Annotated in this window: 12 protein-coding genes; 1 reads left to right on the plus strand and 11 read right to left on the minus strand. The window is 72.4% G+C overall.

The annotated features are described in order from the left end of the window. Positions 1-349: 349 nt before the first annotated feature. The 6 genes from NBX02_RS15385 to NBX02_RS15410 form a co-directional block, all read right to left on the minus strand. Positions 350-1,954, minus strand: a complete 1,605-nt coding sequence (locus NBX02_RS15385) for an acyl-CoA carboxylase subunit beta (RefSeq protein ID WP_445548457.1) — start codon at positions 1,952-1,954, stop codon at positions 350-352. A 669-nt stretch (positions 1,955-2,623) separates the two neighbouring features. Then, positions 2,624-4,366, minus strand: coding sequence for a hypothetical protein (locus NBX02_RS15390; protein WP_250285272.1), 1,743 nt, complete (start codon positions 4,364-4,366; stop codon positions 2,624-2,626). Positions 4,367-4,519: 153 nt separating this feature from the next. After that, positions 4,520-5,923 carry a hypothetical protein gene (locus NBX02_RS15395; protein WP_250285271.1) on the minus strand — a complete coding sequence of 468 codons (1,404 nt, stop codon included), beginning with the start codon at positions 5,921-5,923 and terminating at the stop codon, positions 4,520-4,522. Positions 5,924-6,231: 308 nt separating this feature from the next. Continuing rightward, entirely contained in the window at positions 6,232-7,266 is a 1,035-nt protein-coding gene (locus tag NBX02_RS15400) for an RluA family pseudouridine synthase (RefSeq protein WP_250285270.1), read from the minus strand. Then, entirely contained in the window at positions 7,256-7,996 is a 741-nt protein-coding gene (locus NBX02_RS15405) for a signal peptidase II (RefSeq protein WP_250285269.1), read from the minus strand. The genes NBX02_RS15400 and NBX02_RS15405 overlap by 11 nt, the downstream gene beginning before the upstream one ends. A gap of 323 nt (positions 7,997-8,319) precedes the next feature. Next, positions 8,320-8,466: a hypothetical protein gene (locus NBX02_RS15410; protein WP_250291914.1), complete on the minus strand. Its 147-nt coding sequence runs from the start codon at positions 8,464-8,466 to the stop codon at positions 8,320-8,322. 128 nt (positions 8,467-8,594) lie between these two features. On the opposite strand from NBX02_RS15410, the gene ileS reads away from it, so the two are divergent. Further along, positions 8,595-12,047: an isoleucine--tRNA ligase gene (ileS, locus tag NBX02_RS15415; RefSeq protein WP_250291916.1), complete on the plus strand. Its 3,453-nt coding sequence runs from the start codon at positions 8,595-8,597 to the stop codon at positions 12,045-12,047. Positions 12,048-12,092: 45 nt separating this feature from the next. Here the strand turns inward: ileS and NBX02_RS15420 are convergent, their stop codons facing one another. From NBX02_RS15420 to NBX02_RS15440, 5 genes are all read right to left on the minus strand, one after another. Further along, entirely contained in the window at positions 12,093-12,272 is a 180-nt protein-coding gene (locus tag NBX02_RS15420) for a hypothetical protein (protein ID WP_250285267.1), read from the minus strand. Between the two features lie 270 nt (positions 12,273-12,542). Next, entirely contained in the window at positions 12,543-13,517 is a 975-nt protein-coding gene (locus NBX02_RS15425) for a DivIVA domain-containing protein (protein ID WP_250285266.1), read from the minus strand. A 90-nt stretch (positions 13,518-13,607) separates the two neighbouring features. Next, positions 13,608-13,874 carry a YggT family protein gene (locus tag NBX02_RS15430; protein WP_013874282.1) on the minus strand — a complete coding sequence of 89 codons (267 nt, stop codon included), beginning with the start codon at positions 13,872-13,874 and terminating at the stop codon, positions 13,608-13,610. Positions 13,875-13,946: 72 nt separating this feature from the next. Next, complete coding sequence (locus tag NBX02_RS15435; protein ID WP_250285265.1) at positions 13,947-14,483, minus strand: cell division protein SepF; 537 nt, start codon at positions 14,481-14,483, stop codon at positions 13,947-13,949. Between the two features lie 10 nt (positions 14,484-14,493). Further along, the coding region (locus NBX02_RS15440; protein WP_445548456.1) for a YggS family pyridoxal phosphate enzyme at positions 14,494-15,432 on the minus strand (939 nt) is incomplete at its 5' end.

A 15,432-nucleotide genomic window follows, 5' to 3' on the forward strand; every position in this document is an offset into this window, starting at 1 on the left:
GCGGGGCACCGGCCGCGGCCGCCGACGGGATCCGGACCGCGGGCGGTCCCGCGCGCAGACTCCGCGGACTCTGTGGCACCGTCGCTCCTTCCCGTTCCCAGTCCCTGGTCCCGCCGGTTCCGCCATCGGTTGTGCCGGCGCTTCGCCGCCGGTTCCGTCGTCTGTCCCGCAACGGTGCCCGCGGCCGGCTTCCCGGCCGGCGCCTCGGGACGGCCGCGCCGCGGAATCCGCCGGGAAGTCACCACGGAATCCGCCGGAAGAGGGCGCCGCGGAATCCGGCGAAGGGGCACCGCGGAATCCGGCGGGGGCAACGCTGTCGGTCGTCCGGCGCCCCCGGCGGCCCGGATGCCTACAGTGGCTCGTTGGGGTGTTTGCGGATCTGCTGTACGTGCCGCTTGGTCCGCAGGAAGGCCAGCCCGCGGACGATCATCCGGCGGGTGTCGGCCGGGTCGATGACGTCGTCGACATGGCCGCGCTCGGCGGCGGCATAGGGATGCAGCAGCGCGTCGCTGTACTTCTTCGTGAGTTCCGCGCGCAACCGGTCGGGGTTCTCCGCCGCCGCCAGCTCCTTGCGGAATATGATGTTCGCGGCCCCGTCCGCGCCCATGACCGCGGTCTGGTTGACCGGCCACGCGAACGAGAGGTCGGAGCCGATCGACTTGGAGTCCATGACGATGTAGGCGCCGCCGAACGCCTTGCGAAGAATAACCTGGATCCGCGGCACAGTCGCCTCGCAGTAGGCGTACAACAGCTTGGCGCCCCGGCGGATGATGGCATTGTGTTCCTGCTCGACCCCGGGCAGGAAGCCAGGTACGTCAACCAGCGTGACCAGCGGGATATTGTAGGCGTCACACATGCGGACGAATCTCGCCGCTTTCTCCGAGGCGTCGATGTCGAGCACACCGGCCAGCACCATCGGCTGGTTTCCCACTATCCCGACGACCCGCCCGTCGAAACGGGCCAGGACGCACACGATGTTGCGGGCCCAGTGCGACTGCACCTCCAGGTACTCGCCGTCGTCCACGATCTCCTCGATGACGTCCCGGATGTCGTACGGCGTCCGCTCGTTCGGCGGCACGATCCGCAGCAGCTCCGGACAGCGGCGGTCGGGGTCGTCGGACGGCTCGACCGCCGGCGGCGCCTCGTTGTTGTTCGACGGCAGGAAGGAGAGCAGGTAGCGGACCTCGTCCAGGCAGGTCTCCTCGTCGTCGGCGAGGAAGCTCGCCACGCCGGTGCGCTCGGCGTGGACCTGCGCTCCGCCGAGCTCGGCCTGGGAGACGTCCTCGCCGGTGACCGAGCGCACGACGTCCGGCCCGGTGATGAACATGTTCGCGGTGTCGCGGGTCATGAAGACGAAGTCCGTCAGCGCCGGGGAGTACACCGCGCCGCCGGCGCAGGACCCGAGAACGGCGCTGATCTGGGGGACGACCCCGGAAAGGCGGACGTTACGCGCGAAAAGCCCACCGAAACCGGCGAGCGCCGCGACGCCCTCCTGAATGCGCGCGCCACCGCCGTCGTTGAGGCCGATGACCGGCGCGCCGATCGACTCGGCCAGGTCCAGCACCTGGTGGATCTTGGCCGCGAACGTCTCACCGAGCGCGCCGCCGCGGACCCGGGCGTCATGCGCGAAAACGACCACGCTGCGGCCGTCCACCGTGCCGAACCCGGTGACCACCCCGTCGCCGGACGGGTGGGAACGCTCCATTCCGAAACCGGTGGCCCGGTGCTGGGCGAAAAGGTCGAGTTCGGTGAAGGAACCCGCGTCCAGCAGGTGTTCGATGCGTTCGCGGGCGGTGAGTTTGCCCCGGGCGTGATGCCGCCGGGTGGCTTCCGGGTCATCTCCCTGCTCGGCGAGCAGCCGCCGCCGGGCCAGGAGCGCGGTGTGCTGCTCGAGGGTCAGCGGCTCGCTTTCCCGGGCCGCCTCCGACGCGGCCCCGCCGGCATCCTGGGAGATCGGCCGCCGGTTGCCCTGGCCGGGGATGAGCTGGTTGGGAAGAAGCCAGTAGGCCGCGGGTTCGACGGTGCTTTCCTCGCCGTCCGAACTGTTGCGCAGGACTGAAACCACCAGCGATCCCTCCTCCTGGTAACCCGGTGGCCCGGGCCTCCCGACACCGCGGAAGAAACGTGACCTCGCGGCCTTCCGATCTTCCCGGGTGGCCGCTGTACCGAGTTTGGACGATCGCACTGGGAAAAATTCTTGAGGGATCCTTGAATCGAGCTGACATGCCTCCACGGGTGATATTGATCACAAGCGTGGATATCAGCCGCGGCGGTACGGCCATGATTGGCCCGTCACATGGAACCGTATTCGTACGGAGCGTACACGACGACAGCCTGGAATGTCGCCGGCCCGACAGCGGTCATATCGCGTAAATTGCTGCCCGAAAACACCGCGGCCATTACCGGCGGCCTTGGGCCTGGGGCCTGGGGCCCGACGGCATCCTCACGAACGACAGCACACGCCGATGGGCGCCGGCCACCGAAGAAAATCGGCGCGAGTCTGTCACTGTGTGCGCTGGGGCGGCCAGAAAGCGTACAGACAACAGACCCGCGCCGATCGTGGCCTGCGTGCGTGGTTACGGACGGGGCTCGCGCTCCTCGACCGACGCTCCCGGCACCGTCCTCATGGACGTACCAGAACGGCGCCCGGCTCGGACGCGGTGAGCGTGACCCTGCCCGACCAGGTCAGCGACCCGGGCGCGGGCAGCCCGTCGGCATCCAGCATGATCGCCCGTTCGACGCCGGTGACCGTCACCGTCGAGCCCGGGTCGGCCACCCCGGCCGGGGCCCGCAGCACCTCGAGCGTGGCGATGTCGGCGAGCTTCGTGCCCGGGGGCAGCTCCACCGCGGTGGCGGCCGCGCCGTCCCGCTGCAGGGACCAGCCGGGGATCATGTGGTCGGACCGGTAGAGGACGTCCGGGTCACCCGCGAGCCGGACCCCGACCGTGGTGCCGGCCCAGGCCAGGCCCGGCACGGCCGAGGCAACCGGGACGACCGGGGCGGACGTGGTCTTGCGGATCACGACGTACAGATAGTTCCGCAGGTCGGACAGTGCAGGTGTGTACGCGGACGCCACCGGCTCGATCTTCTCCTCGCGGCGCGCCTCGGCCGCAGACACCTGGTAGGTCCACCCCGCGGTGTCCATCATCCGCTCCCGCGCCTCGCCCGCGGCGAGCTCCTGATCGGCGGCGAGGAGGAACCGCATGCCACCGGTGCCGGCGCTGGGGCCGGCGACCGTGTCGCACACCATGTTGTTGCCCGTACACGTCCGCAGCACGGGATGGCCGTCCTCGTAGCGGCCGGTGAACGGCAGCGTCGCGTGGTCGGGGCCCTGGTAGACCGCCGACCCCGGCACCACGGACCCGGCCGCGTCGAGCTCGGCCCGGTACACCCACTCGATGTCGGTCTGGCGTCCCCAGCGTGCCTGGAGGTACCCGGGATCGTTGCCGGTGCCGCCGTCCTCGTTGCTGAACATGACGCTGTACTCCAGCACCGTGTGGCCCGGCCGGCCGGCCGCTGGCGCCTGGGTGTGCCAGGCGAGCAGCGGGGTGTCGGTGTGGTTGTTCTGGAAGAGCCCGCCGTACTCAGGAAGCGACCGTCCGTAGAGGATCGGGGCGTACGCAAGCGGATCCGGGCCGCCGGACGCCCTGGGCGCCACCACCGATACCGACAGTTCATCGATCACCACCGTCCGCGCGCCAGCGCTGGAGGCCCGCTCGTCCAGGGTGATCTCGAGAGTGTGGACGCCGGCACGCAGCCGCCCGAGCTGGACCCTTCTGGTGATCGGATGTGCGGCGGGCACGACGAGGTCGGTCGCGAGCACGCCGTCCACCGTGATCGCGAGCACCGCGGACTCCGCGCCCGGGACCGCCCAGTCGGCCCCGGGGGCCCCGGCGGTGACCTCCGCCACCCCCTCGCCGTCACGTCGCGCCTGGACGGCCAACGAGTACGGGGAGCTCCCGCGCGCCAGCGTGACCGGCACCTCCGCGACGGCATCGGGACCGGCATCGGAACCGGCATCGAGAGCATGGCCGGCCCGGGCAGCGGCCTCGCCGGTGCCAGCCCCCGCGGCGGCGCCGGCCGCCCTCACGGCCGTGGTCCGCGGGTAGCGACCAGCGGCGCCGGCATCCAGACCACCGGCGCCGGCGCCGGCACCGGAGCTCACCGCGACAGCGTCGCCGCCGGCCACGACGGTGCCGGCGGCCTGGGCGGCCCGAGTGATGTGGGCGGCCTGGACAGCCCCGTCGGCCCCGCCGGTGACGTCACTCCCCGGCGTATCCGCGATCAGGACGACGACGAGCAGCGCGAGAACGGCTCGTGCCCACCACGTCCGCGCCACCGTCGTCACCGTTCCCGCCGTCGTCACCGTGTCACCGCTGCTCAGCCACCTTCACCGCTGTCGGCCACCATTCCGCCCCGCTCATGTCGCCCCCCGCTCGCGCCGCCCCCGGTCGCGCCGCCACTGCTCAGGTCATCACTGTCCGAGGCGCCACCGCCCAGATCGCCGCTGTTCAGATCATCACTGTTCGGGGCGTAGCGGCACGAACACAGCCGGCCCGGCGGGGACGTCCGCCGCCGCGACGTCCACCAGCCGGACCGCTTCGGCCTCGCCGAGAGCGGCCAGCCGCCACGCCGGGGCCGCCACGACCGCCCCGTACAGGCAGGCGCAGGAACCTCTGAACGCCACCGTCTCGTCCACGGCACGCTCCCGGGCGTCAGCGCCGGCGTCGCCAGCGGCGCCGGCCTGGGCCGCCGCGGCGTCGGCGGCGTGCGCGAAAGCGGTCCGGATGTCGGCGAGCGGGTCGCGGACATCCGCGGACAACGCCGCGCCGTCAGGGGGGACCCGGAAGAACACGCGCACGGTCCGCAGGTCCCGGAGCAGGTCGAGGGCCTGCTCCGGCGTCCGGTAGCCCGGGAAGCTGACGACCGCGTAGGTGTCGGGGTAGACGTCCGTGTGGGCGTCCGTGTGGGCGTCGGGGTGGGCGTCCGTATGGGCGTTGAGGTGGCTGCCGGGCCACTCGGCCCGCCGGGCCGCGGTGGCCAGCCGTGTCCGCGCCGCCGTCAGGTAGCCCGCCACCGTCTCCCGCTGTCCCAGGCCCACCAGGACGGCGGCCGCGGGCATCTCCTCGACCCGAGTGGGGACCGCGATCGCGGCGGGGACGGGAACCGGGCCCGCGACCATGCCCGGGCCGGTGGTGGCAGCGTCAGGACCGGTGCCGGCGGCAGGACCGGTGCCGGCGGCAGGGGAACCCGACAGCGCGTAGGCCGGCCTGGCGACCGGATCCACCCGTCGCCCCACCGCGGGTACCGCCGTCCGCGGCTGGTCGAACCTCTCAAGATCGCGTCCGCCGGCCGGGCCGCGCGCCAGGGCTGCGATCGTGCTCACCCCGATCACCGAAACCACGCCCAGCGCCGTCATCCGCATGCTCCGTTCGATGACGGGGTGGCCGCAAAGACCCCACCGGACCGCGCCGCCACCAGTCGCGGCGGTGCTGGCCGGGCCACCGGCGGTAGCGGTGCTGGCCAGGCCACCGGCGGTAGCGGTGCTGGCCGGGCCACCGGCGGTAGCGGTGCTGGCCAGGCCGGCAGCCACGGCCGTGTCCCGCGGCTCGACGGTCCCGCGCCGCGCCGTGCCTCTCCCGGCCGCCACGACGGCTCGGCTTGCGGTAGCGTTACCGATCGGGTCACATTCATCACCGTACGGCGTAACCCTGTCCCTGCGCGACCTGGCGGACGCGTTGTCATGCCCACCGCCGCCGGCCGGATCATCCGTGCGTGCGCCCGGCACGGCCAGGCCGCCCGGCAGCCCCTGGACGCCCGGGGCGGCGGTTCGCAGACGCGAGGCCCGGGCGGTGAACCCGCTCAGGATCCGGCCCGCGACCGGCAACAGACGTTCGTCCAGATGGTCGAGGCCAACGAGCACACGCCATGCCGCGCCCACGGCGGCCCGTCCCGCCCGCGGTCTCCCCAGCCGGCCCACATCATGATCGACAGAGTGACGCCAGCCGCGAACCCACAGCTTTCCCGTCCGGCCCGCTGCCCCGGTCTGCTCCTCAGCCCCGGCATCAGCATCAGCCCCGGCATCAGCATCAGCCCCGGCCCTGGCATCAGCCCCGGCCTCAGCCCCGGCCCCGGCATCAGCCCCGGTCCCGGTCCGGACCCCGGTGAACCGGGCCCTGGCGAACCGGTGCCACACCGCCCGGAACACAGCCGGCGGACGACCGGTGGCGGTCACGACTGCCGCCGAAGAACGGCAACCGCCTCCGCGAGATCAGGTGGGTCGGGGCTGGTGAACGTCACCCACCGCCTGTCCGCGGGATGGGCGAAGGACAGCTGGGCGGCGTGCAGCCACTGCCGGGCCAGCCCGAGCCGGCCGGCGAGGACCGGATCAGCGCCGTAGGCGAGATCGCCGACGCAGGGATGCCGCAGCGCCGACATGTGCACCCGGATCTGATGGGTCCGCCCGGTCTCCAGGCGCACCGAGAGCAGCGACGCGGCCCGGAACGCCTCTTCGGTGTCATAGTGGGTGACGCTGGGCTTCCCACCCGCTACCACGGCGAACAGGCCGGGCTTACGCGGATGCCGGTCGATCGGCGCGTCCACCGTGCCGCTGGACGGGTCGGGATGCCCCTGCACCAGAGCACGGTAGATCTTCTCGACCTCGCGGTCCCGGAAAGCCCGCTTCAACACGGTGTAGGCGCGCTCACTTTTCGCGATGACCATGATGCCCGTCGTGCCGACGTCGAGACGGTGGACAACGCCCTGGCGTTCCGCGGCACCGCTGGTCGCGACGCGGTAGCCCGCGGCGGCGAGGCCACCGATCACGGTCGGGCCGGTGAAGCCCGGCGCGGGGTGGGCGGCCACCCCGACCGGCTTGCCGACCACCACGATGTCGTCGTCATCATGGATCACCTGCAGGCCGGGCACCGGCTCGGCCGCCACCCGGACCGGGTTCGGCGGGGGCGGCAGGCACACCTCCAGCCACGCCCCGGCGCCGACCCGGTCGGAGCGGCCGCGTACGGCCCCGTCCACGCTGGCCTGGCCGTCGTCGACAAGCTGGGCCGCGGCCGTCCGGGACAGCCCGAACATCCGCGCGATCGCCGCGTCCAGGCGCAGGCCGTCCAGCCCGTCGGGAACCGGGAGCGCACGCCTGTCCCGCACACCGCCCCCTGCCACGGCTACCTGGCCGGCTTCGCCGCCGGCCGCGTCACCGGCTTCGTTACCGGCTTCGTTACCGGCCGTATCGCCGGTTTCGTTACTGTCCATCGCGGTCGTCGATGTCCGTCGCGGGCCGGCCGTCGGGGCCCGCCGGCCCGTCCGGATTCGGCTGGCCGTCCCGCGGGGCGGGCTGGCCGTCCAGAGCGGTACCGAGGGCCGCCAGGATGACCGCGACCACCCCACCGATCACGATCGCCGAGTCGGCGATGTTGAACACCGGCCAGTTGTGCAGGTGGATCCAGTCCACGACATGCCCGCGCAGCGGCGCCGGCGCGCGGAAGATCCGGTCGCTGAGGTTGCCCAGGGCCCCGCCGAGCAGCAGACCGAGCACGACCGCCCACGACAGCGACGTCAGCGTCCGGGCGGTGCGAACAATGATCACGACAACCACCAGGGCGACGATGCTGAACAGCACGGTCGCGCCACCAGCGATACTGAACGCGGCCCCGGGGTTACGCGTCAGCCGTAGGTCGAGTACGCCGGGAAGCAGCTCGATCGGTGCCCGGTCCGACAGGCTCGCCACAGCGGCGATCTTCGTGACCACGTCGATGGCGAGGATCACAAGACCGGCACCGGCCACCGTGGCCACCGCGCGTGGCGACCGGCACACCCGATACGGCTCGCCGCCGGTACGGCTCCCGCTGATGTGACTCTCCTCATGGGCCGACGACACGTCGAAATCCGGACCAGCGGGATCATCCAGGTCCGGGATGGACTTCCCGTTTTCCACCTCGGCCGTCACATCCCACCGGTCCCGCCCGTGGACGCCCTCTCCCACACCTGCCCCACTCTACGGGCAGCGCCTTCATGCCCGGAACGCACCATGACCGTCACCCTCGCGCCACCCCCCGCGCACCTGCCGTGGACGGAGAACCTGGCCGTAGCCGGCCGTAGGTAGAAACCGTCATCCCCACAGCGGTTTTCACCTACGGGCCGGCGGCCGGGCCAGGCGGCCACCCGGACCGGCCGAGGTGGTCGGCCCGGGATCCCGGCTCCGGATGCCAGGGGCCCACCGAATGCTCCGTCCCGTCCACTACGCTTGACACAGCGGACGGCGTTGACGGGACGAGTAGCGGCGGGCGCAGCCAGGGACGACCGGCCTCAGGACGGCGTCCAGCGAGCCGGGGACGGTGTGAGCCCGGCGGCCAGCGCGCTGCGAAGATCACCCCTGAGCCGCCGGGAGAACAGGGCCCGCGCCCCCAGTAGATCCGGTACCGCGCGCGACGAGTGGTCTGTCCGGGCCGCCACACCGGCGTCCCGGGAGGCAAGGAGGGTGGTACCGCGGTGCCACCGCGCCCCGGCGAACGCCGGGTGCCGTGGGGTGTCGTCCCTCCGTTGGAGCCCGAAACCGACGGAGATCTGACGGAGACCCGCCCATGCCGAACCAGCCCACCGAGCCAGACCAGCCTGCCGCGCCGGACCAGCCTGCCGCGTACACCCCGTCCCCCCAGCTCACCGGGCAGGCCCCGGCCGCCCGGCCGGCCGGGCAGGCCCGGCCGGCGCCGGTGTTCCCGCCGCTGTCGACCCAGGTCGACCTGCCCGCCCTCGAGCGCGACATGCTCCAGCGCTGGAAGGACCTGAAGGTCTTCCAGCGTTCCCTGGACGCGACCGCCAACGGCCCGCAGTGGGTCTTCTACGAGGGCCCTCCGACCGCCAACGGCAGGCCGGGCGCCCATCACGTCGAGGCGCGCGTGTTCAAGGACCTCTTCCCCCGCTTCCGCACGATGCGCGGCTTCCATGTCCCGCGCCGCGCCGGCTGGGACTGTCACGGCCTGCCCGTCGAGCTCGCCGTGGAGAAGGAGCTGGGCTTCACCAGCAAGAGCGACATCGAGGACTTCGGCATCGCCGAGTTCAACGCCCGCTGCCGCGAGTCGGTGCTGCGCCACGTCGCCGACTTCTCCCGGATGACCGAGCGGATGGCCTACTGGTGCGATCTGGACAACGCCTACCGCACCATGGACACCTCCTACATCGAGAGCGTCTGGTGGTCCCTCAGGCAGATCTTCGACAGGGGGCTGCTCGTCGAGGACCACCGGGTCACCCCGTACTGCCCGCGTGACGAGACACCCCTGTCCGACCACGAGGTCTCCCAGGGGTACGAGGACGTGGTCGACCCGTCGGTGTACGTCCGGTTCCCGGTGACGTCCGGACCGCTCGCCGAGGCGGGGGTGAGCCTGCTGGTCTGGACGACCACCCCGTGGACGCTGGTGTCGAACACCGCGGTCGCCGTGCACCCGGACGTCACCTACGTGGTCGCCCGGACCTCCGCCGGTGGCCGTGCGGACGAGCTGGTGCTGGTGGCCGAGCCGCTGCTCGCCGCCGCGGTGGGCCCGGACGCCGAGGTCATCCGGACGCTGCGCGGCGCGCAGCTGGCGGGGGTGGCCTACGCCCGCCCGTTCGAGCTGCTGCCGGCGGCGGACTTCGCCACCCCGGCCGCGGCCACCGGCCACGCCGCCAGCCAGACCACCGGCCACGCCGCCAGCCAGACCGCCAGCCAGACCGCCGGCCAGGTCACCGCTCAGACCGCCGGTCAGACCACCGGCCAGGTCACAACGGCGGCCGCGCACTCGGTGGTCCTCGCCGACTACGTCACCACGACCGACGGCACCGGGCTGGTCCACCAGGCCCCGGCCTTCGGCGCCGAGGACCTTGCCGTCGCCCGCGCCCACGGGCTGCCGGTGGTCAACCCGGTGGGCCGCGACGGCCGGTTCGTCACCGGCGTCCCGCTGGTCGGCGGGCTGTTCTTCAAGGACGCGGACGCGCCCCTCGTCGACGACCTGCGCGCCCGCGGGGTGCTGTGGCGGGCCGAGGACTACACCCACAGCTACCCGCACTGCTGGCGCTGCCACACCCCGCTGATCTACTACCCGCTGCCGTCCTGGTACATCCGGACGACTGCGGTCGCCGACCGGCTGCTGGCGGAGAACGAGCGCACCGACTGGCACCCCTCACGGATCAAGAACGGCCGTTACGGGGAGTGGCTGCGAGGGAACGTCGACTGGGCGCTGTCGCGCAACCGCTACTGGGGCACGCCGCTGCCGATCTGGCGCTGCACCGCCGACCCGGCGCATCTGACCTGTGTCGGGTCGCTGCTGGAGCTGTCCTCGCTGGCCGGACGTGACCTGTCCGGGCTCGACCCGCACCGGCCGTTCGTCGACGAGGTCACGATCGCCTGCCCGGCCTGCTCGGCGGTGGCCCGCCGGGTCCCGGACGTGATCGACGTCTGGTACGACAGCGGGGCGATGCCGTTCGCCCAGTGGGGCGCGCCGCACCGCAGCCGCGAGGAGTTCGCGGCCCAGTACCCGGCGCAGTACATCTGCGAGGCCATCGACCAGACCCGCGGCTGGTTCTACACCCTGATGGCCATCGGGACGCTGGTGTTCGACCGCTCGTCGTACGAGACCGTGCTCTGCCTCGGCCTCCTCCTCGACGCCGAGGGCCGCAAGATGAGCAAGCATCTGGGCAACGTCCTCGACCCGTTCGAGCTGTTCGAGCGGCACGGCGCGGACGCGGTGCGCTGGCTGATGCTCGCGGCGGGCTCGCCGTGGTCGGACCGCCGGGTCGGCCACGAGGCGCTGGAGGACATCGTCCGCAAGGTGCTGCTGACCTACTGGAACACCGCGTCGTTCTTCGTCCTGTACGCGAACGCCGCGGGCTGGGCGCCGGGGCGTACGCCCGCCGCCGAACCGCAGGCCCGCCCGGTGCTCGACCGGTGGGCGCTCTCCGAGCTGCACGCCACGATCACCGAGGTCACCGAGGCGCTGGACGGGTTCGACTCGCTGCGCGCCGGGCGCCGCCTGGCCCGCTTCATCGACGACCTGTCCAACTGGTACGTGCGCCGCTCCCGGCGGCGGTTCTGGGAGGCCGACCCGGACGCCCTGGAGACCCTCTACACCTGCCTGGACGGCCTGACCCGGCTGCTGGCCCCCTTCATCCCGTTCCTCACCGACACGCTGTGGTCGAAGCTGGCCGCCGGTGTGCGGGCGGACGCCCCGGACTCGGTCCACCTCGCCGGCTGGCCGGCCCCGCGGCCCGAGCTCGTGGACGCGACGCTCGCCGCCCGGATGGACCTGGTGCGGCGGGTGGTCGAGCTCGGCCGGGCGGCCCGGGCGAGCAGCGGTGTGCGGACCCGCCAGCCGCTGGCCCGCGCCGTGGTGGCCGCCCCCGAGTTCGCCGGGCTCTGCGCGGACCTGCGCGCCCAGATCGCCGAGGAGCTCAACGTCGCCGCCGTCGAGGCTGCGGCCGCCGATGTGGTCGACGTCACCGTGAAACCGAACTTCCGGGCGTTGGGCCGCCGGTTCGGCAAGCGGACCCCGCTGGTCGCGGCGGCCGTCGCCGCGGCGGGCCGGCCGGTGGACGGCCGGCTCACCGTCGAGGTGGACGGCGAACGGATCGAGCTCGCCGGCGACGATCTCATCATCTCCGAGACCCCGCGGCAGGGCTGGGCCGTGACCTCGGAGTCGGGGCTGTCCGTGGCCCTCGACCTGGAGATCACCCCCGAGCTGCGGCGGGCCGGTGTCGCCCGGGACGTGGTGCGGATCCTGCAGGAGGCACGCAAGGCCGCCGGCCTGGACATCACCGACCGGGTCGACGTCCGCTGGACGGCGGACACGCCGCAGACCACCCAGGCCCTGCGGGAGCACGCGTCCACCGTGGCCGCCGAGGTCCTCGCCGTGACGTTCACCGAGGGCGCCGCCCCCGCGGGCCAGCAGGCGGACCAGGACGCGGACGATGCCGGCCAGCGCGCACCGGATCTCGGGCTGACGTTCTGGCTGCGGCCGGCGGCCGGCACCACCGGCACAGCCGGCACAGCCGACGCGGCTGGCTGACAGACCGCGGGCAGGCTTCGCCGGGAGTGTTTCAGGCCGGGAGACTCAGCGGGTGTCCCGGCCTGCCGGTGGACGCCGGGACGGCCTGCGTGCCCCCAGCGGCAGTAGCGCCGCCGCCAGCAGGCCGATCACGACCGAGGCATAGACAAAACCGGTGCCGCCCAGGATCCCCACCCCCAGCAGCACGGCCGACAGCAGGACGAGAACACCGCTGAGAACTGTCATGGCCGGACGATGGCCGTGACCGGCACCACTGGAACGAATTCCGCGGACCGGACATCGCGGATCCAGAGGGCCATATGACCGATATGCCGTGATGGTGGATACATCCGGAACCTTTTCCGATATTTTCAAACTCCAGGATCCGGGAACGCCGGGCCCCGGGAACGCCCAGGCCCTGGGAACCGCCAGGGCCTGGAGCCCCAGGAGCCCGCGGGCTCCTGGGCATCCTGCGGACCGCCACCCACCGCGGCGCCGCCGTGGGCCTGTGGGCTCCTAGAAGTCCTGCAGCCCGGAGGGATCCCGACGGGAAACCGCCTCCACATCAGGCGCGCGCACCCCGCCGTTGTCGTTCCCGCGCGCCATCGCGCCCGCGCCCAGGGGCGAAGCGGACGGGAAGGACGAGGACGGGGCGGATGCCCCCGTGGGTGAGTTGGCGCTGATCCCGACCGGCGGGGGCGGCGGGGGCGGCGGGGAGCCGGTGCCGGGGTTCAGCGGCGGGCGGGACGGCCCACCGGCCCCGACGGCCGGCTGTGTCGGCATGCCGTCCAGGTCGCGCAGCTGCATCTCCAGGTAGGCGCGCAGCCTGGTCCGGTACTCGCGCTCGAAGGCACGCAGCTGTTCGACCTGGCCTTCCAGCCGGCGCTTGTCGTCCTCCAGGCCGCCGAGCTGTTCGGCGACGTGTGCGCGGGCCTCGCCGATGATGCGGTCGGCATCGGCGCGGGCTTCGCGGCGGGCGCGCTCCGACTCGTTACGGGCCTCTCGCAGCGCCTCGTCCGCGGTGCGCTGGGCGAGCACGAGGGTGCGGGCCACGCGCTGTTCGATCTCGGCGTCCAGCTGGCTGTTGCCGGTGCGGGCCGGGGCCGCGCCGGGCGGGGACACGGCCGGGATGACCGTGGTCGCTGCCGCCGACGGCTGCGCGACGGGGCGCTCGCGGGCCGCTGCCTGGGCGGCCTGCACCGCCTGGGCCGCCTGCGCCTGCGCCTGCGCGACCTGGCGCCGGGTCTCCTCCAGCTGCCTGCGCAGCTGCTGGTTTTCCTCCAGCACCTGAGCGGGTACACCGGAACCACCGCCGCCCGTGCGGCGGGCCTCGTCGAGCTGCCGGCGTAGGTCGGTGTTCTCGTCCAGCAGACGGGTGAGCTCGCTCTCGACGTCGTCGAGGAAAGCGTCGACCTCGTCCTCGTTGTAGCCGGTGCGGAACCGGGTCGGGCTGAAGACCTTGTTCTGTACGTCCTGCGGTGTCAGAGCCACGTCGCCTCCTCATGATGCGGCATCGCCGTTCCCCGGAGAGGGCGGTCCAGCGGCAGTCTGCCGCGCGTATTCGCCACGTGCGCGACTTCGTCACAGCCCATCTGCGAGTCTCCGCAAGACCCAGATCACAACTAAGATCAATAAGAATCCGAGGTCAAATGCCACGTTACCGACCCGAAGGGGTGGGACGAACCGCCGCACGAATCTCAGCGGGGGATCGGTGACGGTGTACACGGACTCAAAGACTAGTACGAGGACTCCGGTGGGACGAAAAGTGCGGCTCAGGGAGACCACTAGATCTATCACTACGCGAGCGAACAGCAACAGTAGGTAGACCAGCAGGAGCGCGGAGATCACGTCACCCAGTGTGCTGATGGCGAGCTCTCCTGTACCTGCAGGGACTGGGGTCTGGTGACATCTGGAATATGATCATGACTGGTTGTAGAAGCCGCCCTCACGGATGCGCCGCTTGTCGGTCTCGGTGACCTCGACGTTGTGCGGCGAGAGCAGGAACACCTTGTTGGTGACCTTCTCGATCGATCCGCGCAGGCCGAACACCAAGCCGGCGGCGAAGTCGACCAGCCGCTTGGCGTCAACATCATCCATCTCGGTCAGATTCATGATAACCGGAGTCCCGTCGCGGAACTCCTCGCCTATCTGCCGCGCCTCATTGTAACTGCGTGGTTGCAGAGTGGTAATCCGGTACGCTGACGGCTCGTCGATCGCCGACGGCCTGCGCATCGGCACCGGACCAGCCGGCCGGAGCGGTTCCACCGGGGGGCGTCGCGACATCGCAGGCGGCTCCTCACGCGCATCTATCCGACGGACCGACCGCTCGGCGGGCACGGGCTCACCGACATCGCGACGATCGTCACGACCGGCGTCGTCATACTCGTCTTCCTCGAGGTAGCTTTCATCCTCCTCGGCCAGACCGAGGTAGACCATCGCCCTGCGCGCCACACCCATGAGCGCGACTCTAAGGGACAGCGCGCCGTGGACCGAACAAAGCCGTCCCGATGCGAAGGTGTGTCGCGCCTTCGGCCACCGCGTCGGGGAAGTCCCCCGACATGCCGGCGCTGATCACCGATGCCTCCGGGTGCTCCCGACGAAGCATCCACGAAACCTCACGCAGCCGCGCGAAGGCCGGCCGGGCCGGCAGGCCACGCGGCGCGACCCCCATCACCCCGGCGAGGACGAGGCCGCGGCTGGCGGCCACGAGATCACCGAGGGCGGGGATGTCGGCCGGGCGGGCACCACCGCGGCCGGTGTCGTGCCCGGGCAGGTCCAGCGACACCTGGAGGCAGACGGCGATCTCCCGACCGTACGCGAGCGCCCCCGCGGCCAGCGCGTCCACCAGTGGCGCGCGGTCGACCGACTGCACCCAGCCGGCCCAGCGGGCCACCGGGCGGGCCTTGTTACGCTGAAGCTGGCCGACAAAATGCCAGCAGGGCCATGCTCCGGAGGGCAGTCTGGGGACCGCCGCCGGGCCCGGCTCCCCGCCGTCCCGGCCGGTGCCGGGCCGGGACGGGCCGGCTGCCGGCGGGGCCGCCGAGTCCGGCCGAGGCGGCTGGCCGTCCCCCTCGGGAGCCCGTTGCGGTGCCGGCGGCCGCCATGTGGACGAAACCTCGCTGTCATATTCGCGACAGGGCTCGTGGGAGGCGAGGTATTCGGTCACAGCCGCCACCTTCGCCCGTGCCTCCTGCTCGCGGTTCTCCGCGAAATGCGTGATGCCGGACCCCGCGAGCAGGGCGACGTCCGACGCCGGCCAGTTCTTGCTCACCGCGATGAGGGTGAGCTCGCCGGCCTGGCGGCCCGCCGCGGTGGCCGCGGCGGCGATCCGCACGCGGACGTCGGCGAGGTTGCGCCACAGCTCCTCGCGCCGCCGCGCCGCGACCGGCCCACCCTGCGCCGGCCC

It is taken from the genome of Protofrankia sp. CiP1_Cm_nod1 (assembly GCF_920888515.1).
Lineage (GTDB): Bacteria > Actinomycetota > Actinomycetes > Frankiales > Frankiaceae > Protofrankia.